The 19,600-nt window shown below is 68.7% G+C and carries 19 protein-coding genes; 4 read left to right on the top strand and 15 right to left on the bottom strand.

What is annotated here, in order from left to right; translation table 11 throughout:
• Positions 1–5: 5 nt before the first annotated feature.
• Both AMK34_RS27965 and AMK34_RS27960 read right to left on the bottom strand, forming a co-directional pair.
• The gene (locus AMK34_RS27965; RefSeq protein WP_073847350.1) at positions 6–728 is read right to left on the bottom strand and encodes a maleylpyruvate isomerase N-terminal domain-containing protein; all 723 of its coding nucleotides are present in this window, start codon (positions 726–728) and stop codon (positions 6–8) included.
• A gap of 9 nt (positions 729–737) precedes the next feature.
• The gene (locus tag AMK34_RS27960) at positions 738–2,444 is read right to left on the bottom strand and encodes a GMC family oxidoreductase N-terminal domain-containing protein (RefSeq protein ID WP_073847349.1); all 1,707 of its coding nucleotides are present in this window, start codon (positions 2,442–2,444) and stop codon (positions 738–740) included.
• 77 nt (positions 2,445–2,521) lie between these two features.
• On the opposite strand from AMK34_RS27960, the gene AMK34_RS27955 reads away from it, so the two are divergent.
• Positions 2,522–3,085 (top strand): DinB family protein, encoded by a 564-nt coding sequence (locus AMK34_RS27955; protein WP_073847348.1) that lies wholly within the window; start codon positions 2,522–2,524, stop codon positions 3,083–3,085.
• A 119-nt stretch (positions 3,086–3,204) separates the two neighbouring features.
• On the opposite strand, the gene AMK34_RS27950 is transcribed toward AMK34_RS27955, so the two are convergent.
• From AMK34_RS27950 to guaB, 3 genes are all read right to left on the bottom strand, one after another.
• A complete protein-coding gene (locus tag AMK34_RS27950) occupies positions 3,205–4,338 on the bottom strand; it encodes a GuaB3 family IMP dehydrogenase-related protein (protein WP_034304399.1) in 1,134 nt (377 codons plus the stop codon).
• A 151-nt stretch (positions 4,339–4,489) separates the two neighbouring features.
• Positions 4,490–4,960 (bottom strand): DUF3574 domain-containing protein, encoded by a 471-nt coding sequence (locus tag AMK34_RS27945; protein ID WP_073847347.1) that lies wholly within the window; start codon positions 4,958–4,960, stop codon positions 4,490–4,492.
• Positions 4,961–5,041: 81 nt separating this feature from the next.
• A complete protein-coding gene (guaB, locus tag AMK34_RS27940; protein ID WP_038519695.1) occupies positions 5,042–6,553 on the bottom strand; it encodes an IMP dehydrogenase in 1,512 nt (503 codons plus the stop codon).
• Positions 6,554–6,688: 135 nt separating this feature from the next.
• Between guaB and AMK34_RS27935 the strand changes: the two genes are divergently transcribed.
• Complete coding sequence (locus AMK34_RS27935; protein WP_005166667.1) at positions 6,689–7,075, top strand: DUF5319 domain-containing protein; 387 nt, start codon at positions 6,689–6,691, stop codon at positions 7,073–7,075.
• A 91-nt stretch (positions 7,076–7,166) separates the two neighbouring features.
• On the opposite strand, the gene AMK34_RS27930 is transcribed toward AMK34_RS27935, so the two are convergent.
• The 5 genes from AMK34_RS27930 to AMK34_RS27910 form a co-directional block, all read right to left on the bottom strand.
• A complete protein-coding gene (locus AMK34_RS27930; protein ID WP_073847346.1) occupies positions 7,167–8,114 on the bottom strand; it encodes an anti-sigma-D factor RsdA in 948 nt (315 codons plus the stop codon).
• On the bottom strand, positions 8,115–8,687 hold the full coding sequence (locus tag AMK34_RS27925; protein WP_026467317.1) for a sigma-70 family RNA polymerase sigma factor: 573 nt from the start codon (positions 8,685–8,687) through the stop codon (positions 8,115–8,117).
• A 382-nt stretch (positions 8,688–9,069) separates the two neighbouring features.
• Complete coding sequence (locus AMK34_RS27920; RefSeq protein ID WP_003073605.1) at positions 9,070–9,666, bottom strand: response regulator transcription factor; 597 nt, start codon at positions 9,664–9,666, stop codon at positions 9,070–9,072.
• Between the two features lie 140 nt (positions 9,667–9,806).
• Positions 9,807–10,646: a hypothetical protein gene (locus tag AMK34_RS27915; protein ID WP_073847345.1), complete on the bottom strand. Its 840-nt coding sequence runs from the start codon at positions 10,644–10,646 to the stop codon at positions 9,807–9,809.
• Between the two features lie 9 nt (positions 10,647–10,655).
• Positions 10,656–11,570, bottom strand: coding sequence for a MerR family transcriptional regulator (locus tag AMK34_RS27910; protein ID WP_174492115.1), 915 nt, complete (start codon positions 11,568–11,570; stop codon positions 10,656–10,658).
• A gap of 230 nt (positions 11,571–11,800) precedes the next feature.
• Between AMK34_RS27910 and AMK34_RS27905 the strand changes: the two genes are divergently transcribed.
• Complete coding sequence (locus AMK34_RS27905; protein ID WP_073847344.1) at positions 11,801–12,121, top strand: WhiB family transcriptional regulator; 321 nt, start codon at positions 11,801–11,803, stop codon at positions 12,119–12,121.
• A 279-nt stretch (positions 12,122–12,400) separates the two neighbouring features.
• Here AMK34_RS27905 and groL read toward each other — a convergent pair whose 3' ends face one another.
• The 3 genes from groL to AMK34_RS27890 all read right to left on the bottom strand — a co-directional run bounded on the left by groL (position 12,401) and on the right by AMK34_RS27890 (position 15,266).
• A complete protein-coding gene (gene groL / locus AMK34_RS27900; protein WP_038519714.1) occupies positions 12,401–14,014 on the bottom strand; it encodes a chaperonin GroEL in 1,614 nt (537 codons plus the stop codon).
• 100 nt (positions 14,015–14,114) lie between these two features.
• Complete coding sequence (gene groES, locus AMK34_RS27895; protein WP_007031106.1) at positions 14,115–14,408, bottom strand: co-chaperone GroES; 294 nt, start codon at positions 14,406–14,408, stop codon at positions 14,115–14,117.
• Between the two features lie 207 nt (positions 14,409–14,615).
• On the bottom strand, positions 14,616–15,266 hold the full coding sequence (locus tag AMK34_RS27890; RefSeq protein ID WP_038519717.1) for an HAD family hydrolase: 651 nt from the start codon (positions 15,264–15,266) through the stop codon (positions 14,616–14,618).
• A 142-nt stretch (positions 15,267–15,408) separates the two neighbouring features.
• On the opposite strand from AMK34_RS27890, the gene AMK34_RS27885 reads away from it, so the two are divergent.
• Positions 15,409–17,304, top strand: a complete 1,896-nt coding sequence (locus tag AMK34_RS27885; RefSeq protein ID WP_073847343.1) for an N-acetylmuramoyl-L-alanine amidase — start codon at positions 15,409–15,411, stop codon at positions 17,302–17,304.
• Between the two features lie 14 nt (positions 17,305–17,318).
• On the opposite strand, the gene AMK34_RS27880 is transcribed toward AMK34_RS27885, so the two are convergent.
• Positions 17,319–18,707: a glycosyltransferase gene (locus AMK34_RS27880; protein ID WP_073847342.1), complete on the bottom strand. Its 1,389-nt coding sequence runs from the start codon at positions 18,705–18,707 to the stop codon at positions 17,319–17,321.
• Entirely contained in the window at positions 18,707–19,210 is a 504-nt protein-coding gene (xrtP, locus tag AMK34_RS27875; RefSeq protein WP_038519723.1) for an exosortase P, read from the bottom strand. Before xrtP ends, AMK34_RS27880 begins: the two co-directional genes overlap by 1 nt.
• Positions 19,211–19,600 lie beyond the last annotated feature (390 nt).

The following is a 19,600-nucleotide window of genomic DNA, read 5'->3' as shown; positions in this document are numbered from 1 at the left end:
AACCGTCACAGCCAATGCGGCAGTGGCGGCGCGGTACCGTCCAAAGTGGATCCATCGCTGCGGCCGGTGATCCACGCCAGGACGTCACCCGGGGAGCCGGTCAGCGTGACCGGCTCTCCGGCACCCATCCGCCATTCGTGACGCGTCCCGTCTTCGCCGACGGCGACCAGCAGGACCGAGGGCAGCTCACCGCCGTACATGCCGATGGCGTTGCCGACGACGATCTCGAACTCGTCGCCGAGCAACTCCGCGACCCGCGCGAAGTCGTAGCCGAGATCGAGATCCGCCAAGTGGATGGCGGTCTCGGAAAGCCTGAGCCACAGCACGAACTCCGCCGGGATCTCACGCCCCTGCCGGGCACGCACGCGGACCGGCCAGGCGTCGTCCGGCATGCTCGACGCGACTTCGACGAACCGCGCCGCGGACGCGACGACGTCTTCGGCGATCTCCTCGGCGGACCGGTACGCACCCTTCTCGATGTCGTCGTCCCTGGCCGCCTCGCCCGCGTACATCGGCGTCTCGACACCCGATTTCGCCCAGGTGAGCAGGTTGACCAGGCCGTCGGCGTTGCGCGCCAAGTGGGACAACAGATGCGCCCTGGTCCAGCCGGGCAACCCGCTGGGGGCGTGCACGGCCGCCTCGTCCATCTGTCCTACTACGCGCGCCCATTCTTCGTGAAGGGCGCGGACGCGGTTCAGCAGCGCGTGTGCGCGTTCGGAGGCTGTCACTCCCCCAACTTAGCGCCGAAGTGCCGCCGGCGCGGCCGCCGGAACCGCCGGATTCTTCGGCGCGATCGGTTCAAGCCGCGCATACGGCGATTCCTGCGACGGCCTGCTGTCCTTTTCACCCTTGTTGGGCCAGAACGAGAAGGCCCGCTCGGCCTGCGCGGTGATGGTCAGCGAGGGATTCACGCCGAGGTTGGCCGTGATCGCCGATCCGTCCACAATGGACAAGCCGGGATAGTTGAAGACCCGGTGGTACGGGTCGATCACGCCGTTGTCGGCCGTCGTGCCGATCGGGGCGCCACCGATGAAATGCGCCGTCAGCGGGATGTCGAAGATCTCGCCCCAGGTGCCGCCCGCCATGCCGCCGATACGCTCGGCGGTGCGGAGGTTGGCCTCGTGCCCGGCGGGGATGAAGCTGGGGTTCGGCTCGCCGTGGCCCTGCTTGGACGTGTACTTGCGGCGGCCGAAGAGCCCGCGCTTGGTGTACGTGGTGATGGAGTTGTCGAGGCTCTGCATCACCAGCAGGATCACCGTGCGCTCGCTCCAGCGGTAGCCGTTGAGCAGCTTCACGGTCTGGACCGGGTGCTTGACCATGAAGTTCACGGCCTGCCGCCAGCGCGGGACCGCCGAGTCGCCTTCGGTGGCGATGGTCTGGAGCAGGCTCATCGCGTTGCTGCCCTTGCCGTAACGGACGGGCTCGATATGCGTGTTGTCGTCGGGGTGGATCGACGACGTGATCGCGACGCCGCGGCTGAAGTTCCGCTCCTCGTCGACCGAGGTGCGGGCGGCGCCGATGATGGCCTCGGAGTTCGTGCGGGTCAGTTCGCCGAGACGCGGCGAGAGCTTCGGCAGCTTGGCCGTGTCGCGCATGCTGTGGAGCAGGTTCTGCGTGCCCCACGTGCCGGCCGCGAGCACCACCTGCCCCGCGGTGAGCTTGTGCCGGAACTTGCGCGAGGTGGTCCCGGTCTTCCTGATGCTCACCTCGTACCCACCTGCGTTTAGCGGGCTAATCGCGCTCACGGTGGTCAGGGGGATGACCTTCGCGCCGTCCTTCTCCGCGAGGTAGAGGTAGTTCTTGACCAGCGTGTTCTTGGCGCCGACGCGGCAGCCGGTCATACAGGCGCCGCATTCGGTGCAGCCGGTGCGCGCCGGGCCCGCGCCGCCGAAGTACGGGTCCTCCGCGCGCTCCCCCGGCTTGCCGAAGTACACGCCGACGGGCGTCGGGTGGTACGACTCCGGCACGCCCATGTCCGCGGCGACGCCCTTCATGACGACGTCGGACGGCGTGACGCTGGGGTTGGTGACGACGCCCAGCATCCGGCTGGCCTGGTCGTAGTGCGGGCCGAGCTCGGACTCCCAGTCGGTGATGTGGGACCACTGCGGGTCCACGTAGAACGGCTTCAGCGGGCGGTACAGCGTGTTCGCGTAGACCAGCGAGCCGCCGCCGACACCCGCGCCGGCGAGCACCATGACGTCCTTGAGCATGTGGATGCGCTGGATGCCGTAGCAGCCGACCTGAGGCGCCCAGACGTAGCGGCGAAGGTCCCAGGACGTCTTCGCGAACTCGTCGTCGGCGAAGCGGCGCCCCGCCTCGATGACGGCGACGCGGTAGCCCTTCTCGGTCAGGCGCAGGGCGGCGACACTGCCGCCGAACCCGGAGCCGACGACGATCACGTCGTAGTCGAAGTCGTCTTCAGTGGTGGTGTTACTCGCAGTCACACCCTCGACTGTAACCCCGGCCACCCCTTCTGACCAGAGGTAAGTTACTCGCCGGTTACCTTCCACTCGGATGGTGCATGCTCGGAGTCGTGATCGACGATTTCGCGAAGGAATACCTGCACAGTGACCTACGAGAGATCCGTGAAGCGATGCTCCGGAAGCTCGACGGGCTCTCCGAGTACGACATCCGGCGTCCGCTGACTGCGACGGGGACCAACCTTCTCGGCCTGGTCAAGCACCTGGCGGCGTGGGAGGCCCGGTACTTCGGCGAGGTCTTCGATCGGCCGTTCCCCGGGGCGATCCCTGAGCGCGGCAGCGACTTGTGGGCGACCGAGCACGAAACCCGCGAGGAGATCATCGACCGTTACCGGCGCGTCTGGGAGCACTCCGACGCGACGATCGCCGCGCTTCCCGTCGACGCGCCCGGCCGCGTGCCGTGGTGGCCGAGGCCCGACGTGATGCTGTTCAACATCCTCGTCCACATGCTCACCGAGACCAGCCGGCACGCCGGGCACGCCGACATCCTGCGAGAGCACCTGGACGGCTCCGTCGACCTGGCCCCCACCAAAGACCCGGCCTTCTGGAAATCCCGCCATTCCGAAATCACCCGCGCCGCCCGGGCGGCCTCAGAGCGCCTTTAGCGGGCTAAACGCGACACTGGTGGGGCACATGGGGCAGGTGTGACTATTGGGCACGTGAACGCAAACCGGCCCGGATCGCGTTTAGCGGGCTAAACGCGATCCGGGCCGGGAAGCGAGGGTCAGCGGCGAACGGTCAGGCCCACCCGCTGGAACTCCTTCAGGTCCGAGTAGCCCGTCTTCGCCATCGCGCGGCGAAGCGCGCCGAAGAGGTTCACGACACCCTCAGCGTCCGAGGACGGCCCGAACAGCAGCGTCTTCAGGTCGACGGCGTAGTCCGGCCCCAGCGCCACGCGCGAACGCGGCAGCGACGGGTGCGCGGCCGCCGACGTCCAGTACAACCCCTGCCCCGGCGCCTCGGAGGCGGCAGCCAGCGGCGCGCCCAGCATGACCGCGTCGGCACCGCAGGCGATGGCCTTGGCGATGTCGCCGGACGTGCTCATCCCGCCGTCGGCGAGCACGTGGACGTACCGGCCGCCGGTCTCGTCGAGGTAGTCGCGGCGCGCGGCCGCGGCGTCGACGATCGCGGTCGCCATCGGCGTCCCGATCCCGAGCACGCTGTCGGTGCTCGTCACGCCACGGCTGGCTCCGTGGCCGACGATGACGCCGGCCGCGCCGGTGCGCATCAGGTGCATCGCGGTGCGGTAGTCGCTCACGCCGCCCGCGATCACCGGGACGTCGAGCCGCCCGATGAAGTCCTTCAGGTCCAGCGGCTCGGCGTCGCGCTGGACGTGCTCGGCCGAGATGATCGTGCCCTGCACGACGAGGATCTCGACGCCCGCCGCCAGCAGATCCGGCGTGAGCTCGGCGGCGTGCTGCGGGCTGACCCGCGCGGCCACCGTGACCCCGGACTCGCGGACGGTCTTGATCGCCTCGGTCAGCAGGTCCAGCCGGATCGGGGCGGAGTGCAGCTCCTGCAGCTCACGCACGATCGCGGTCGGGTCCTCGGTGTCCTCGGCCGCCCGGACGAGGCGGAAGATCGCGTCCTCGACGTTCGGGTGCCGCGCCCAGAGCCCTTCGGCGTTGAGGACGCCCAACCCGCCGAGCTCGCCGACGGCCACCGCGGTTCCCGGCGACACGATCGCGTCGGTGGGGTGCGTGACCAGCGGCAGCTCGAACCGGTACGCGTCGATCTGCCAGGCGGTGGACACGACCGAAGACGACCGGGTGCGCCGCGACGGCACGATCTCCACGTCATCGAGGTCATACGCCCGCCGCGCGGTGCGGCCCATGCCGATCTCGACCAGATCCCGCACGTCAAGTCCCTTCTCACCGACGACCGTTACACCCCATTGTCGCTAGGCCGCGTGGGTGACCTGCGCACGGGGCACCCGAACCGGGCCGGAAGTCACACCAGCCCCAGGTGCCCCACCCGTTTCACGTTTAGCCCGCTAAAGGCGCTCGGGGTCAGAACGAGACCTTTTCGACGGAGTCGGTCCGGAGGACGGATTCCTGCGCGAAGGCCTTCTTGTAGTCGGTCCGGATCTCCTCGATCTCGCGGTTCGCGTCGCGATCGGTGAACGGGTACACGACGACGATCACCTTCGACCTCTCCCGCGAGATCACCCCGTCCGAACCGCGCCACTGGCCGCGTCCGGTCAGCTCGGTGAATCCGTCCGGGAACCTCGGCGTGACGGCCTTGTCGGTGAACGCGGCGAACTCGGCGTCGGTCAGCTCCCCGCCGCCCGGCTTCGTCGTCCCGAAGTACAGCTCGGTGCGCTTCCACAGCTCACCCGGCGACGCCTGGAGAGCGACGGTCTCGGGTGCGGACGGCGCGGCGGAGGCGGCGGGGACGGCTGAAGCCGCCACCCCGCCGCCGAGCCCGAGGGCAGCGGCGGCGAAGACGGCGAGCGCGGTTCGGCGCGACGTGAAAGACATCGGGTTCCTCCCAGGAGACTTGATCAGCGGGCCAAGTCTCCCGGGAACGGAACCGGATGGGTAAGTGTCCTAAGGGGCGGACTAACGGGTGGTGTAGTTCGGCGCCTCGACGGTCATGGTGATGTCGTGCGGGTGGCTCTCCTTGAGCCCGGCCGCGGTGATCCGCACCAGCTGCGCCTCCTGCAGCTCGGGGATCGTCGACGCACCCGCGTAGCCCATCCCCGACCGCAGCCCACCCACCAGCTGGTGGACGACGTTCGCGAGCGGCCCGCGGAACGGGATCCGCCCCTCGATGCCCTCGGGGACCAGCTTGTCCTCGCTCAGCACGTCGTCCTGGGCGTAGCGGTCCTTCGAGTAGGACTTCGCCTCGCCGCGGGACTGCATCGCGCCCAGCGAGCCCATGCCGCGGTAGGTCTTGAACTGCTTGCCGTTGACCAGGATCAGGTCGCCGGGCGATTCGGCGGTGCCCGCGAGCAGGCTGCCGAGCATCACCGTGGACGCGCCGGACGCGATCGCCTTCGCGATGTCACCCGAGTACTGGATGCCGCCGTCGCCGATCACCGGGATCCCGGCCGGGCGCGCCGCCTGGTCCGCCTCGTAGATCGCGGAGATCTGCGGTACGCCGACCCCGGCGACGATGCGGGTGGTGCAGATGGAACCGGGGCCGACGCCGACCTTGATCCCGTCCGCGCCCGCGTCCACCAGCGCCTGCGCCCCGGCCCGGGTCGCGACGTTGCCGCCGACGATGTCGACGGTTTCGCCCAGTTCCTTCTTCAGCAGCGCGACGGTCTCGACGACGGCGCGGGAGTGCCCGTGCGCGGTGTCGACCATCAGCACGTCCACCCCGGCATCGGCCAGCGCCATCGCGCGCTTGTGCCCGTCCGGGCCGACCCCGACGGCGGCACCGACGATCAGGCGGCCGTTGGTGTCCTTGGAGGCGTTGGGGTACTGCTCGGTCTTGACGAAGTCCTTGACCGTGATCAGCCCGCGCAGCTTGCCCGCACCGTCGACGATGGGCAGCTTCTCGATCTTGTGGCGGCGCAGCAGCCCGAGCGCGGCCTCCGCGGTGACACCGACCTGCGCGGTGACCAGCGGCAGCTTCGTCATCACCTCGTGCACCGCGCGGGTGTGGTCGACCTCGAACCGCATGTCGCGGTTGGTGATGATGCCCACCAGCGTCCCGGCGGCGTCCGTGACGGGCACGCCGGAGATCCGGAACCGCGCGCACAGGGCGTCGACCTCGGCGAGGGTGTCCTCGGGCGAGCACGTGACCGGGTCGGTCACCATGCCCGCTTCGGAGCGCTTGACGACCTCGACGGCGGCCGCCTGGTCGTCGATCGGCAGGTTGCGCTGCAGCACGCCCATCCCGCCCTGGCGCGCCATCGCGATGGCCATCCGGCCTTCGGTGACCGTGTCCATGGCGGCGGAGACCAGCGGGATGTTCAGGGTGACGTTGCGCGAGAGCCGGGTGCGGGTGCTGACCGCACTGGGCACCACGTCGGACTCGGCCGGCAGCAGCAGCACGTCGTCGAAGGTCAGCCCGAGCATGGCGAACTTGCTCGGGACGGGGGCGGTGACGCTGTCGCTGGTCATAGCAGGCGAAGGGCCTTCCTGGCGGTGATGGAGGGAAGCCGCCGTGGCTGGTGGCATCGTGGCGGGGGCCTGCTCCTCATGATATCCGGGCCGGGCGGCCGCCCGGCCCGGGTGGGCGCCCGGTAGCGTGCAGGCGTGCCGCAAGATGCGTTGCCCCCAGACCCGTTCGCGGATGACCCGGACGACCCGGCCCGCGCGTTCATCGACGACGCCGACCGGCTCGACGAGCCGATCAGCGACGAAGAGCGCACCGAGTTGCTGGCCGACCTCTCCGATCTCGCCGTGTACCAGGCGCTTCTCGAGCCGCGCGGAGTACGCGGGATCGTGGTCGACTGCGGTGAATGCGACGAACCCCACTATCACGACTGGCATCTGCTGCGCGCCAGTCTCGAGCAGCTGCTCGCCGACGGCCGCATGCGGCCGCACGAGCCCGCGTTCGATCCGAACCCCGGCGACTATGTGAGCTGGGACTACTGCCGCGGCTTCGCGGACGGTGTCACAGCCAACGAAAGCGCCTACTGATCGCGTTTAGCCCGCTAAACGCGATTTGAGCCGGAAAGAGAAAGGGCCTGGTGAGAGAGATCTCACCAGGCCCTTTCGGCGTTCTGGGGTGTTACGGCGTCTCGACGGCGGCCGCGGGAGCCTGCGCTCCGGCGCCCGGCGACGGTTCGTTCCGCGAGCCGCCCGGGTCGTTGCCCGAGGCCGGCGGCGTGGTCGACGTCGTGGGCGGCGGAGGCTCACTGGTCGTGGTCGGCGGAGTCGGCGAGGGAGTCGTGGTGCCCGGCAAAGTCGTGCCGGGGTTGCCGCCTCCCGGCAGCGACGTCGGCGGAGCCGTCGGCTGCGTGGTGGGCTGCGGGGTGGTCGCGACCGGAGTCTGCGAAGGCGACTGCTGATCCGGGGGCAGCGGCTGCTGACCGGGGTTCTGCAGCTGAGCGCTCAACTGACGGTGTTGTTCGAGCAGCTGATCGCGGTTCTCTTCGTCGGTCACCTGGTTCAGCGCGGCCTGGGCCTCGTCGAGCGCCTTGCGTGCGTCGTCGAGGCGCCCGCCGGCGAGCGCGAGGTTGGCCTTCTCGAGATCGAGTTTGGCCGCCGCGGCGGCCTCGACCGACCGGGCGTGGTCGGCGTAAAGCACCTTGGTCAGGCCCCAGAGAGTGTCACCAGGCTGCGCGTCCTTCGCGGCGAGACCGGTACCGGCGAAGGCGATGGCCAGGACGGCCGCGGCGGCGGCCACCGGGACCAGCAGCCGGCGTCTTCCCCCGTGTTTACGGGCGAGCGCGGCGGTCTTCACGGTGACGACGGCGGTGTCGACGTCGACGAGTTCCGCCAGCGGCTCACTGTCGATGTCACGACGCCAGGCCAGCAGCAGGGCGTTGAGCTCTTGATCGCCGAGGTCGTCGGCCATCTTCGGATCCGAGCCGCCGAGAGCGTCGAGCAGCGCGTCATCGGCCTGGACGGCCGACAGATCAGCTGCGAACTCGGCTTCCGAGGGCGTCAGCCCTCTCTCGAAAGCCGTCAGTTCACGATCGGTCCCAGGGGAGAACCGACGGTCGCGATCGGTCACTCAGATCACCTCCTCAGCGGCCAGAACCTTACGTAGGCGCGCGAGGGCGCGATGCTGGGCCACCCGGACGGCGCCGGGGGTGGACCCCACGGCCTCTGCCGTCTCTTCGGCGGACAATCCCACGACAACCCGCAGGACCACGATCTCACGCTGTTTGTCGGGAAGGACGCGCAGCAGCTGCGACATGCGCTCGTTCAGCTCGCCTTGGAGAGCACGCTGCTCGGGACCGACGCCGCCCTCGACCTCGTCGGGGACTTCGGCGACCGGCTCGGCGCGATTTCGGGCCGCGGCGCGATGCGCGTCGGCCACCTTGTGCTGGGCGATCCCGTAGACGAAGGCCAGGAACGGGCGGCCCTGATCACGGTACGAAGGCAATGCCGTGAGCACCGCGAGACACACCTCCTGAGCAACGTCGTCTGCGGAAGCGAACGAACGCTCCTGCCTGCCAACCCGAGCGCGGCAGTACCGCACTACCAAAGGACGGATGGCCGCCAGCAACCGCTCGACCGCTTGAGGATCACCCTCAACAGCAGCGGCGACCGGCTCATCCAGTCCGTCCCCCACATTGGCCATCGCAGACAACAGTCCCAGTGTTACGTATAGGCGTGCAAAGAGTCCGGCGTGTGACTTCGGAGACCACTACCGGTGACAGCTACAGTACCGCCCGGGTCCGACACCTTCACTGACGGCCGTCATCGGCGCGCCGCCTTTCCGGCGAGCACGCTGAACCCGGGTCCTTCCTGGTTCCCTTCGCTCGTAGTCGAACTTTCAACGAGCCGGAACGCAGTGGGGTACGACGGTCCGCCCGGAGGCGGACTCGCTCGAGCAAGAGTGCCCGAGCGTCGAACATAAAAGCACGAAGCGTGACAGGGAACACAGGTACGGGCCAGGGGTACTCCCCCGGCCCGTTCGTCACCCGTTGTGCAATCTGACCGATGAAATCAGGAAAGCGTTGTCAGGAAACAAGTCCACGGCGGAATCCGTGGGCGACCGCCTGAGCGCGGTCCCGAACGCCGAGCTTGCGGAACAAGCGGCGCGCGTGGGTCTTCACGGTGTCTTCGGACAGGTACAGCTCGCGGCCGATCTGTCCGTTGCTCTTGCCCTGGCTCATCCCGCGGAGCACCTGGAGCTCGCGCTCGGTGAGCTGGACGCCGGGGTCGGACGGCTGGCGCGGCGCCGGCACCGAGGTGCTGGCGAGCGTGTGCGCCAGTGCGGCGACCAGCTCGGGACGCGAGGCGTCCCAGCGCAGGTAGCCGCGCGCGCCGCCGGCGATGGCGGCGGCGATGCTGCCCGCGTCGTCCGGGGCGCCGAACACGATCACGTTCGCTTGGGGGTTCGCAGAGACGAGCCGCCGGGTGGCTTCGACGCCAGTCGGGACAGCGCGCTGGGTTCCGACCAGCACGACGTCGACCGGCTGACGGGAGTACCGGGCCAGCAGCTCGTCACCGTGCGCTACGCAGTCGATGCGACTGACCCCTGGGACCGCGGACATCACTCGAGTGAGCCCTTCGCGGACACTGCGTCGGTCGTCGCAGATCAAGACCGTCGTCACGGGGTTTCCTTCCTGCAGCCGGGTGACATTCCACTTCCCCTATCGGACGCTTTAGCCCGAACCTTGACACGATCCGGTGGCTTTTTTTGAAAGTTCTTAGCCCGGTTGCCGGAATGGGCCCTCCAACAGGCTAGACGCCCTCAGAGGGGGACCCACGGAGATTCCCGGGCGAGCCACCTCCCGCAAGGATCCGCATGCCGTAACACTGCGTGCAACAGTTCGGCACTTCTGGATCGATACTCATCGGCGTGTCCTGCCCCGAAGTCCGCCTCGAGCAGGCACGCCACCCACAGAAGTGAATTGAATTCGTATTTCTCGGCGGTTTCGCGCGCGCTCTCTACCAGCGCTTTCGCGCGATCCCGCTCAGCGGAACCGCCATTCGCGATCGTCACGGCGAGCACAAGGCTCGATTTGACGACATGTCGGCACGCGCCCCTGGCATGCGCGGTTTCCCACGCCATTTCCGCCGGCGCGATGGCCGCCCCGGAAATGTTACCCGCCAGTTCGATTTCCGCGCCCACCCAACCGGCCCTGGTCCGGGTCCGCCAGTTGCCGCAGTGCACGTCCGCACGCGCGACCAACCGCCGGGCGGCGGTCAGCCTGCCGCGCCCGAGATTGTCCGCCGCGAGCCCCAGGAGGGCGTCCGCCCGCGCGCCCTCGGCGTCCAGACCGTCGGGGTCGGGCTCACCTGGCGGCTCCGTGATCACCAGCGCGAGCGCCTCGCCGTCGAGAACGAGGGCCGCCGCGTGCCCGCCCAACTGCCGCCGATGCGACGCCAGCGTGCTCGCGGCCAGCGACGCGAACACCGGGCCACCGTTCGCGCGCAACCCGTTCAGCAGGGTGGCCGCCGCCGCGTACCGGCCGCGGGCACCGAGCCCGATCGCGGCGAGCAGCCGTCCGCGAGGCGACGCGGGCACCGCGAACGGGTCCGGCGGCGGCACGCCGTCACCGAACGCGGCGGACCGCAAGGACGATTCCATGCGTCCTTTCTATCGCCTCGCACCGACAAGAACGTGCTCGATCCGGTCGGCGGCGGTCGTCAGTTCGCCGAGTAGTTCGATCTTGTCCGGGAGCGTGGCGGGATCCCAGCCGGGACCGCACGCGAACAGCCTGCTGCGCTGACGGCCGCGGGACACCCTGGCGAACAGTCGCGGGTCCGCGGTCGCCCGCCGCCCCGACCACAGGACGACCGCCGCCGGGACACTGCGGCGGACGGTCACCGCGAGTACTTCGGCGGGCAGGGACGCCCCGAACAGCTGGGCGCCGATCCGACGTCCCGCCAGCGCCGCGGCGAGGGCGTACATCGGCATGTTGTCGCGCTCGTCGGGGACGCAGGTCAGCAGGACCGGGCGTTGGTTACGCGGCTCGCGGAGCACCGGCGTCGCGCGGACGAGGGCGGCGTACACGCATTCGGCGAGCAGGTACTCGACCTCCGCTCCGGCGCTCACCCCGCGCCAGCGCGCACCGAGTGCGGTCAGGACCGGCGACACGACACCGGTCCAGGCCGGCAGGACGCCGAGTTCGCGGATCGTGTCGGCGAGCATGCGCTGGACCGCGCCGAAATCCATCGCGAGCGCGGCCGTGCTCAACCGCCTGGCGAGGCGGGAAGGGACGTCGTGATCTTCGGCGGCCGGCGCGGCGGCCTGCTCCGCCACTTGGACGACGGCGGATTCCGGGGGCTCCGTCGCCATCCTGGGCATCTGCTCGAGTGCGTACTTCGCCGCTTCGGCCGTCGAGGCGCCGCGAAGGAGCGCGCGCTGCATCAGTTCGAGACGGCCGATGTCGGAGCTGCCGTAGCGGCGGTGACGACCGTTGGTGTGGCGGCTCGGCCCGACGCCGTATCTGCGGTCCCAGGTGCGCAGGGTGGACGGTGCGACCCCGAGCCGGCGAGCGACGGAGGCCACCGGCAGGGTGGGTTCTTCACTGCTGGTCCGAGATCCCACTCGACCCAATATCCAGGCAGGCCGGGACAGGGGCAACCGGAGCGGAAAGTACGGCTCACACATCCGGGGGATGCCTAACGGCTGAATCGTCTTGAATCTCTTGAACAAGTATTGGCGCGCTTCTAACGTTACCGCCGTTGCACCGAATGGAGTATCCGCAGCGCAGCAGAGCAGGTAAACGCTTCGACCGGATGACGGAGGCGGTCAGGATGGCGGACACACGCAGGCTCCCGGGGCCCAACGCGGATGTATGGGACTGGCAGCTCGAAGGGTCGTGCCGAGGCATGGACAGCGCGTCCTTCTTTCACCCTGACGGCGAGCGCGGGCCGGCCAGAGCCCGCCGCGAGGCGCGGGCCAAAGCCGTGTGCCTGGCCTGCCCGGTACTGGCGATGTGCCGGAACCACGCACTCGCCGTGCACGAGCCGTACGGGATCTGGGGCGGGCTGTCGGAATCGGAACGCGAGCACATCATCAAGGCGGACAAGCGCCAATTGAGCATGTCGAACGGCTGATCCGGCCGAGTCGGCAACGCGGAAGGGCGGCATCCGGGTGGGGTGCCGCCCTTCCGCATGTCCGGGCACCGGATCGCGTTTAGCCCGCGAAACGCAGGTCGGCGCGAGAGCACCGTCAGATCGCAGTTAGCCCGCGAAAGTCGCTCTGCCCGCGGTCGCGCCCCACCTCGGCGCCGGATCGCGTTTCGCGGGCTAAACGCGATCCGGGCGCGGGAGAGGGGCGGGAAAGCAAAACGGGGCGGCCCTCCGAGTGGAGTGCCGCCCCGCTTCGGGGTGGAACTAGTGCGCGTGGCCGTGACCGGCCGCGGCGGGCTCCTCCTCGACCGGCTTCTCGACGACGGAGCTCTCCGTCGTGAGCACGAGCCGGGCGATGGAAGCGGCGTTCGCCACCGCGGACCGGGTCACCTTGACCGGGTCGACGATGCCGGCGGCCAGCAGGTCGGTGAGCTCACCGGTGGCGGCGTTGAAGCCGTGCCCCCAGTTCTGCTCCTGGACCTTGTTCACGATGACCGCACCCTCGTGGCCCGCGTTGGTCGCGATCCAGAACAGCGGGGCGGACAGCGCGTCGCGGACGATGCGCACACCGGTCGCTTCGTCACCCTCGAGGCCGAGGCCGCCGTCGAGCTCCTTGACCGCGTGCACCAGAGCCGAGCCACCGCCGGGCAGGATGCCCTCTTCGACGGCCGCCTTGGTCGAAGCCACGGCGTCCTCGATGCGGTGCTTGCGCTCGTTCAGCTCGGTCTCGGTGGCCGCGCCGACCTTGATCACCGCGACACCGCCGCCGAGCTTCGCCAGCCGCTCCTGCAGCTTTTCGCGGTCCCAGTCGGAGTCGGTGTTCTCGATCTCCTTGCGGATCTGCGCGACACGGCCCGCGATGTCGTCCTTGGTGCCGGCACCGTCGACGAGCGTGGTGTCGTCCTTGGTGACGACGATCCGGCGGGCGTTGCCCAGCTGGGCCAGCGTGGTCTCGGACAGCTTGTGCCCGATCTCGGCCGAGATGACCTCACCGCCGGTGACGACCGCGAGGTCGTCCAGGAACGCCTTGCGGCGGTCGCCGAAGAACGGCGCCTTGACCGCGACGGCGGTGATCGTCTTGCGCAGCGAGTTCACCACGAGGGTGGACAGCGCTTCGCCGTCGACGTCCTCGGCGATGATCAGCAGCGGCTTCTTGGCCTCGACGACCTTCTCCAGCACCGGGAGCAGGTCGGCCAGCGACGAGATCTTCTCGCGGACGAGCAGGATGTAGGCGTCCTCGAGGATCGCCTTCTGCTCCTCCGGGTTGGTCGCGAAGTGCGCCGAGAGGAAGCCCTTGTCGAACTGGACACCCTCGGTGATCACGAGCTCGGTCGCCAGCGTGGACGACTCCTCGATCGTGATGACGCCGTCTTCGCCGACCCGCTCGACGGCCTCGCCGAGCAGGGCGCCGATGGCCGCGTCACGCGAGGTGACGGTGCCGACCTGGGCGATGTTGTCGCGGCCCTTGACCGGGGTCGCCTTCTCCTTGAGCACCGCGATGACCTTCTCCGCGGCGGCCTCGATGCCACGGCCGACGGCGGTCGGGTTGGCACCGGCGGCGACGTTGCGCAGGCCGACCTTCACCAGCGACTGCGCGAGCACGGTCGCGGTCGTGGTGCCGTCACCGGCGACGTCGTTGGTCTTGGTGGCGACGCTCTTGGCGAGCTGGGCGCCGAGGTTCTCGAACGGGTCGTCGAGCTCGATCTCGCGAGCGACGGTGACGCCGTCGAGGGTGATGGTCGGGCCACCGAACTTCTTGTCGAGCACGACGTGGCGACCGCGCGGGCCGAGGGTGACCTTGACCGCGTCGGCGAGCTTGTTCACCCCGCGCTCGAGCGCGCGACGAGCGTCCTCGTCGAAACTGATCTGCTTGGGCATGGCCTGTTCCGCTTACCTTCCAGTTCTAAAGCTCGGAAAACACGAACGCCCCGTTCCCCGGCAATGCGGGGCCCGGGGCGTCATGCGCTGAGAGCGGACGTCAGTTGATGACGGCCAGCACGTCGCGAGCGGAAAGGATCAAGTAGTCCTCACCGTTGTACTTCACTTCGGTGCCGCCGTACTTGGAGTAGATGACGACGTCGCCGACGGAAACGTCGAGCGGGACGCGGTTGCCCTTGTCGTCGATGCGGCCCGGGCCCACGGCCAGAACCTTGCCCTCCTGGGGCTTCTCCTTGGCGGTGTCGGGGATGACGAGGCCGGAAGCGGTCGTCTCCTCGGCCTCACTCGTCTGGACAACGATCTTGTCCTCGAGCGGCTTGATGTTCACGCTCACCGGGTTGACCTCCACGGTCGTCGAAAGCGTTGGCAGGATGAGTTACGGCTCCTACCACCCCCGCCGTCGCGGGTGCCGGGGCGTGTTCGGGCCGTGCAATTAGCACTCTAGCCATGTGAGTGCCAGCTTCGCAAGGAGGGTCCGCTCACCTTGTCCGCGAGCCCCTGACCGGCCGTTTTGTTCCGCCCCGGTTCCACCGGAGCGCGTTTAGCCCGCGAAACGCAGGTCGGCGAGGTCGGTCACCAGGGCATCGGGAGCCAGGGCGGCGAGGGCCCGGCGCTTCGCCGGCGTCTTCGCGAGAGCGATCGAGGCGACACCGGCGGCGCGAGCGGCCAGGATGTCCGCGGCCGAGTCGCCGACCATGACGCACTGTCCCGGCGACGTGCCGAGCGCCTTCACCGCTGCGTCGAGGAGCGCGGGCTCGGGCTTCAGCCGCGCCGGGTCGCTCGTCGTCCGCGCGCTGATCCCGCGAACGAGCTCGGCGAGGTCGTGCAGCCCCAGGAACGCCCTGACCGCGTCGACGGAGTTGTTGCTGACGATCGTCACCGTGAACCCCTGCGCACGCCAGTCACGCAGCACGTCCGCGACACCGGGCGACGGCGAGACCTGCGCGACGGCCTCCCCTTCGAAACGGCTGAGCTGTCGCTCGACGACGTTCGCGGCGTTCGGCCCGCATGAGGCCGCGAACCGGAGCACGTCGAACGGATCGGCCGAAGCGATCACCTCGGGTTCGACGAGTCGTTTCAGCCTGTCGGCCACCTCCCTCGCCGGAAGCCGGGCGAACACGTCGCACACCGGGCCGTCGAAGTCGAGGAAGACGTGGTCCTTCTCCCGCAGAAGCTCCCGCACCCCACCCATGCCCCCCACCTTGCCACCGACCTGCGTTTAGCCCCCTAATCGCGATCCGGAGGGGCCTTACGGACCAAGCCGGTTTCTGGTTAGGTTCCGACCATTGGGGTCGGTCCTGTTCAGCAGACCTAGTCACTGGGGGTATACGCCCATGCCGCGTCCCTTCCGTCCCGTTTCCCTCGCGCCGCCCCGGCGCCGGTCCAGACGGACCGCCGGGCTCGCGATCCTCAGCCTCACCGCCGGTCTCCTCGCCGCTGTCCCCGCTGAAGCCGCTCCGGCGGATCAACAGCGTCAGCGGGACTTCGCGGCCGCCGCGCAGGAGTTCGGCGTTCCCGAGAACGTCCTGCTCGGCGTCTCCTTCCTGGAGTCCCGCTGGGATTTCAACGCCGGCACCCCGAGCACGTCCGCCGGCTACGGCCCGATGCACCTGACCGACCTGCGCGAAGCGGGCACGGGCACGCATCACGACGACGGCGAGGAGGATCCGCGCGGCGACGACGCCCGCACGGCGAAACTCCCGGTGACGCCGGCGCCGAAGCCTCCCCCGCCCGGTCTCCAGACCATCGACGAGGCGGCCACGCTGATCGGCCAGGACGTCGCGACGCTGCGCACGAACACCACGCAGAACATCCGCGGTGGCGCCGCGCTGCTGGCGAAGTACCAGCGCGAAACCGGCGACTGGAGGGCCGCCGTCGCGCGCTACAGCGGCGCGAAGGACGCGGAGGGCGCGCAGTCCTTCGCCGACGAAGTCTTCGACACGATCTCCAAGGGCGTCAGCCGCAGGACCGACGACGGTCAGAACGTCACCCTCGCCGCGTCACCGGTGAGCCCGGCGCGCGCCGAGGCGGAAGCCCCGAAGACGGAGTGCCCGAAGAAGGTCTCGTGCCTTTCGGTGCCGGCGCCGTACCAGGAGCTGCCGAACAACGACTACGGCAACCACGACAAGGCGGACCGGCCGAAGAGCCAAAAGGTCGAATACATCATCATCCACGACACCGAGGGCTACTGGGACACGGCGATGGACCTCGTCCGTGACCCGACCTACGTGAGCTGGCACTACACGATCCGTTCGTCGGACGGCCAGATCGCGCAGCACGTGCCGACCAAGGACGTCGCCTGGCACGCGGGCAACTGGTACGTCAACGCGAAGTCCGTCGGCATCGAGCACGAGGGCTTCGCCGCGAAGGGCACTTGGTACACGGAGGCGATGTACCGCACCTCCGCGAAGCTCGTCGGCTACCTCGCGCGGAAGTACGACATCCCGCTCGACCGCGCGCACATCCTCGGCCACGACAACGTCCCCGGCACCATTCCCTCGACCATCAAGGGCATGCACTGGGACCCGGGCCCGTACTGGGACTGGGCGCACTACTTCGACCTGATGGGCGCGCCGCTGTCCGGTTTCGGCCGCCCCGGCTCGCCGCTGGTGACCATCACGCCGGACTTCGCCACGAACCAGCCCGCCTTCACCGGCTGCGAGACCGCGGGAAAGCCTTGCCCGGCAAGGGGTTCCGGTTCGGTCGTGCTGCGCAGCGAGCCGAACGACACGGCACCGCTGCTGAAGGACATCGGCCTGCGCCCGGACGGTTCGGCGAGCACGATGGCCGTTTCCGACATCGGCAGCCGCGCGGAGACCGGGCAGCGCTACGTCGTCGCCGAACGGCGTGACGGCTGGACGGCGATCTGGTACCTCGGCCAGAAGGGCTGGTTCCGCGATCAGCGCACGACGAGCCCGGCGTTCGGCCTGGTCGTCACGCCGAAGCCGGGTCTGGCGACCGTGCCGGTGTTCGGCCGCGCGTATCCCGAGGCGGAGGCGTACCCGGCGAACGTGCCGGTGCAGCAGGTGATCCCGCTGCCGTACACGTTCTCGGCCGGGCAGCGGTACTCGCTCGGCAACGTCCTCGGTTCCGAGTACTACTCGGCGACGACGTTCGACCCGGCGAACCACGTGGTCGTCAAGGGCAAGACGAAGTACGTGCAGATCCAGTTCGGACACCGCATCGCGTTCGTGAAGGCGGACGACGTCCGGATCCTGCCCGCCGTCTGAACCCGTCCCCGGGGTCAGGAGTCCAGCGCGACCTTGACCCCGGGGGCGTGCTCGGTGTTCCGCCGCGTCTTCGACCAGCCGTTGCGGCCGCGCACCAGCCGGAACAGCGCCCGCCACGACGTGATGTAGAACGTGTAGATGTACAGCGCGTAGGCGAAGCCCATTCCGATCCCGCGCAGGAAATTTCGGCTCTTCAGGCATTTGAACTGGTAGATCGGGCCCCACACGATGAACGGCAGCAGCCCGAAAGAGCCGTAGATCGCGAACAGGATCCACGCGCCGTCGTCGGCGAACCAGGTCCACACCTGCGCCGGATCCCCCGCGGTGCTGAAGAGCAGCAGGATGAACGGGATCGGGTACAGCAGCGAGCCGAGCAGCTGCATCCACGGCTGCGCGAGGTAGTACATCATCTCCGCCGCGCCCAGCGTGCTCACATGCGGCGAATCCCAGATCCGCCGGAGATACCGCGAACACTGCATCGTGCCCTGGCCCCAGCGCGTGCGCTGCACCAGGAATCGACGCAGGCTGTACAGACCTTCCTGTTTCACATGGGAATCCGGCGTGTAGCCGGTCCGCCAGCCCGCGGTCAGCAGGTGCACGCCGAGTTCGAAATCCTCCAGCAGCGAACCGCGCCACGGCTGCTCGTCCGGCCCGGCGATCGAGTCCAATGCGGACAGTCGCGTGAACTGACCGTTGCCGCCCATGGAGATCGTGCCGGTGAACCCGCGCGAGGTCTGGATGGCCGCGATGGCCGTGCGGAACTCGAGATCCTGCATCTGGGCCAGCTTCAGCCCGAACGCGCGGGAGAACCAGTTCTTCCCCGGCGGACGGGTGCCCGCGTTGCCCATCCAGACGTCGAGTTGCACGGCGCCGATCGTCTCGTCGCCGAAGAGATGGTCCGCGGCGCACACCTCGAGGCAGTTCTCCGCCGGCCGTCCGTCCGCGTCGACGACCACGACGACCACGTCGTCACGGCTCGCGTCCGGGCCCATCCAGTCGTTGAGCGCCTGATAGGCCGCGTTGAGCGCGTCGCCCTTGCCCGTCCTCGCTTCCGGACGGCGGCGGGGGACGAGGTGCAGATACGGGTCGTAGCCGCCGTTGCGCCGCCAGATCGACCGGACCACGCGGGCCGTGCGGTCCTCGGAGTCGTCGTCGACGACCCAGACGTGCGCCTGCCGGAACGTCGAACGCAGGTACCGCACGGTTTCCCGGATGACGGTCTGTTCGTCCCGGCAGGGAACGAAGAAGTGCCAGGTGAAGTCGTCGGCGTCACCGACGGGCGCGGGTTTGCGCCGCAGGTACGGCACGACGATCACGACGACGTACACGATGAACGCCACGCTCATGGTGAGCGCGAAGGCCTGCGTGATCGCGAGAAGGATCTTGATCGAGCCGCCGCCCATCAGGCGGTCCCGCGTTCGGCGCGGGGCTTGCGGGTGCTCAGCCAGACGAACAGGACGAGGGCGACCGCGCCACCGAGGACGCTGACCATCGAGCCGAGCAAGGTGTGACCCCAGTAATAACCCTCGTCGATACCCATCACGTTCACGAGACCGACGATGGCCAAAACCCTCATCTGATTGACAAGAATGACGACGATCGCGGAAATCGCCAACGAAGTGAAGAGCCGCTTCGCATTTCCCGGACGGAAATACAACATGACGGCGGTCACCAGCAGCAGTGGCAGCAACATGAATGCCGACGAGCATTCCGGAGTCATTCTTAACCCGAGTGGAGTATCGCCCGACAACCCAAAGTAGACAGTCTCGCGTTCACCGGCGACGAAGACACCCGATGTGGTGATGACCCTCAGTATCAGACCCGAGAGCTGGACCTCGAACACCCGGTACAGACGTTCGGCCAGCACCAGGCCGACCGCGACGGCGATCACCGCCAGCACCGCCATACGCAGCGTAAACCGGTGGTGACTCGGCAAAGGAGCGCTCGCAACGGCCACGGTGACCCTCTCAGGAAAGACGCAGCAGACGACGGGGATCCGGCGCAGCGGACAGGAACTCGCCGACGAGAGTAAGTCAGCGAGAACCGGCCCTTTCGACCGGGGTTCGCATTTCCAACGTGATCATGGGCCCTTTCGGCACGATCGTGGAAAAACTGACTAGGCCGAAAGAGTGATGCGTTCGGCGACCTGCGGCAATTTCTTCGAGGACCACCCGATCCGGTGATCCTCGCAGTTTTCCGTTCAATTTAAGAAACACTCGGCGATAGACGATCCGCGAGCCGAGTCAGGCCAGCTGAGGATTCGTCCGCAACGGTTGTGCCCTCGTGCCGACCGCAG

The sequence above is a fragment of the Amycolatopsis sp. CB00013 genome (genome assembly GCF_001905755.1).
GTDB classification, from domain to species: Bacteria; Actinomycetota; Actinomycetes; order Mycobacteriales; family Pseudonocardiaceae; genus Amycolatopsis; species Amycolatopsis japonica.
Note: the sequence above shows the minus strand (reverse complement) of the source record. Positions and strands in the feature narration are given on the sequence as shown.

What these genes read in the sequence shown, in the direction of transcription:
- AMK34_RS27955 (WP_073847348.1), top strand. Translation starts at nt 2,522, where the DNA reads ATGCTCGGAGTCGTGATCGACGATTTCGCGAAGGAATACCTGCACAGT.
- AMK34_RS27945 (WP_073847347.1), bottom strand. Translation starts at nt 4,960, where the DNA reads ATGTCTTTCACGTCGCGCCGAACCGCGCTCGCCGTCTTCGCCGCCGCT.
- guaB (WP_038519695.1), bottom strand. Translation starts at nt 6,553, where the DNA reads ATGACCAGCGACAGCGTCACCGCCCCCGTCCCGAGCAAGTTCGCCATG.
- AMK34_RS27925 (WP_026467317.1), bottom strand. Translation starts at nt 8,687, where the DNA reads ATGGCCAATGTGGGGGACGGACTGGATGAGCCGGTCGCCGCTGCTGTT.
- AMK34_RS27915 (WP_073847345.1), bottom strand. Translation starts at nt 10,646, where the DNA reads ATGGAATCGTCCTTGCGGTCCGCCGCGTTCGGTGACGGCGTGCCGCCG.
- AMK34_RS27905 (WP_073847344.1), top strand. Translation starts at nt 11,801, where the DNA reads ATGACGGAGGCGGTCAGGATGGCGGACACACGCAGGCTCCCGGGGCCC.
- groL (WP_038519714.1), bottom strand. Translation starts at nt 14,014, where the DNA reads ATGCCCAAGCAGATCAGTTTCGACGAGGACGCTCGTCGCGCGCTCGAG.
- AMK34_RS27890 (WP_038519717.1), bottom strand. Translation starts at nt 15,266, where the DNA reads ATGGGTGGGGTGCGGGAGCTTCTGCGGGAGAAGGACCACGTCTTCCTC.
- AMK34_RS27885 (WP_073847343.1), top strand. Translation starts at nt 15,409, where the DNA reads ATGCCGCGTCCCTTCCGTCCCGTTTCCCTCGCGCCGCCCCGGCGCCGG.
- AMK34_RS27880 (WP_073847342.1), bottom strand. Translation starts at nt 18,707, where the DNA reads ATGGGCGGCGGCTCGATCAAGATCCTTCTCGCGATCACGCAGGCCTTC.
- xrtP (WP_038519723.1), bottom strand. Translation starts at nt 19,210, where the DNA reads ATGGCGGTGCTGGCGGTGATCGCCGTCGCGGTCGGCCTGGTGCTGGCC.